Source organism: Candidatus Saccharimonadia bacterium, from assembly GCA_035544015.1.
GTDB lineage: Bacteria > Patescibacteriota > Saccharimonadia > UBA4664 > UBA4664 > UBA5169.
Genome location: DATKIP010000071.1, coordinates 1 through 2,233, shown reverse-complemented (window position 1 = coordinate 2,233; position 2,233 = coordinate 1). Strand labels below are relative to the sequence as shown.

The window sequence follows — 2,233 nt, the reverse complement described above, 5'->3', positions numbered from 1 at the left end:
CTTCAACTACCACGCAGTGCCGACCAACGCGCCTGCACTGGCCGTCTTCCGGCACCATGTCACCGACCTCTGGCGGCGCACGCTGCGGCGGCGTAGCCAGAAGGATCGGATGACGTGGGAACGGATGACGCAGCTAGTGAGCGACTGGCTCCCAGAACCAATCATCCTTCATCCCTGGCCGAGCGATCGCTTCGCCGTCACACACCCAAGGTGGGAGCCGTATGCGGGAAAGCCGCTTGTACGGCTCTGTGCGGGGGGCGCGAGGTAACTCGCGTCCCTACCGCGAAAATTTCAGGCGATGAGGGATGAAGAAAACCCACCACGGGCAGCGCGGACTGCTGCGCGCGCGCCCCAATGGGCCACAGCGCCGCGCCACCGAGTAGGGCTATGAACTCCCGGCGCTTCACTCGATCACCTCGTCGGCGCGGGCGAGGAGCGCGGGCGGCAGGAGCGGTAGGGACGCGTGTTTCATCACGCGCCCCCCGCACAGAACCGCACGTGCGACTTTCCCGCATGCGGCTCCCACCTCGGGTGTGTGACGGCAAAGCGATCGCTCGGCCAGGGATGTAGGATGCTTGGTTTCGGGAGCCACGCGTCCACCAGTTGCATCATCCGCTCCCACGTCATCCGATCCTTCTGACTGCGACGCCGTAGCGTGCGCCGCCAGAGGTCGGTGACATGGTGCCGGAACGCGTCCAGGGCACGCGCGTTGGTCGGCACGGCATGGTAGTTGAAGTAGCCGCCCACGACCCGCCTCAGCCAGCGCCCCTGCACGGGGATCGACTGGTGCATGCGCTGCCGCAGCTCCTCCTTGATCATCCGCAGCTTCGCCTTCATGCGGTCCCGCCGGCTCTTCCGCCGAAGCTGGAATTTGCCGGAGCGGGTCTTGCCACAGATGAAGGTAAAGCCCAGGAAGTCGAAAGTCTCCGGCTTGCCGAGCCCGCGCCGCAGGCGGCGTTCTGCCGCGAAGCGTCCGAACTCGATCAACCGGGTCTTCTCGGGATGCAGCGACAACGCAAACTCCCTCAACCGCTCGCGCATCTCGTCCAGGAAGCGCCGGGCGTCCTCCTCGTGCTGGAAGCCGATGATAAAGTCGTCGGCATAGCGCACGATGATCATGTCGCCCGTGGCCTCACGCCGTCGCCAGCGCTCGGTCCATAGGTCGAGGGCGTAGTGCAAGTAGACGTTGGCAAGCAGCGGCGAGATCACCGATCCCTGCCCCGTCCCCCTGTCACTAACCATGACGACCCCGTCTTCGAGCACGCCCGCCTTCAGCCATTTCTGGATCAGGCGGATGATGCGCCGGTCGCCGATCCGGTGCTCCAGGAAGCGGATCAGCCAGTCATGACTGATCTCATCGAAGAACGACCGGATGTCGGCGTCCAGTATGAAGCTCACCTTCTTGCGGCAGATCCCGACACAGAGAGCATCCAGCGCATCGTGCGTGCCGCGCCCGGGTCGGAACCCGCAGCTGAACCCGAGGAAGTCCTCCTCGTAGATCGCGTTCAGCAGCGTGACCACCGCCCGTTGGACGATCTTGTCCTCCAGCGCGGCGACCGCCAGCGGACGCTGCCGGCCGTCAGGCTTGGGAATGTAGACCCGCCGAGACGGCAGTGCCCGATACGCTCCCCGTTGGACCCGGTCGTGCAAATCCTCGAGATTGCGCCCTAGGTCTGCCTCGTAGTCCTTCCACGTCAGTTGATCCACGCCCGGTGCGGCGTCCGCCTTAAGCTCGCAGAACGCCTCAGCGAGCAGCTCGATACCGATGTGGTGGAAGAGCGCGGTGAACCTCTCCTTCCTCCTTTCCCTCGCGACTTGCCGTATGCGTTCCAGCGCCTGTGACACGCTTACCCGACTCTGCGTCCGGCGCGTGCTTTGCTGGTCCGCATTCCCCTTGGTCCCCGCCCTTCGCTCCACCGGCTCCGCCGCATTCAGCATCGCCGCAGATCCCTCTGGGGCGGGCTGTTCCGCTTTGTTCGCCGGCTTCCCAGCTACTATGACGAGGCCCGACTTCTCGGCTCCGTGCATCATCGGCTACGGTTCCTCACCTTCCCGATGCGGACCATCGTACTCGGTACCCACTCGACACCGATGGCCAGACCCGAGACCTCCCAGGTTCCGATGCGATCCCTTTGCACGTGATGTGGCCTTTGACCCCGGCAGGGCGTCAGCACCTCGCATAACGGCGCCGCACATGTTGCCTTCGAGCGAATGAAAACCCTCGGCCCCTGCG

Annotated in this window: 1 protein-coding gene; it reads right to left on the bottom strand. The window is 64.9% G+C overall.

Annotated elements, in window-relative coordinates; genetic code table 11:
• Positions 1 to 471: 471 nt before the first annotated feature.
• Complete coding sequence (gene ltrA, locus VMT30_03580) at positions 472 to 2,031, bottom strand: group II intron reverse transcriptase/maturase (GenBank protein HVQ44021.1); 1,560 nt, start codon at positions 2,029 to 2,031, stop codon at positions 472 to 474.
• Between the last annotated feature and the right edge of the window lie 202 nt (positions 2,032 to 2,233).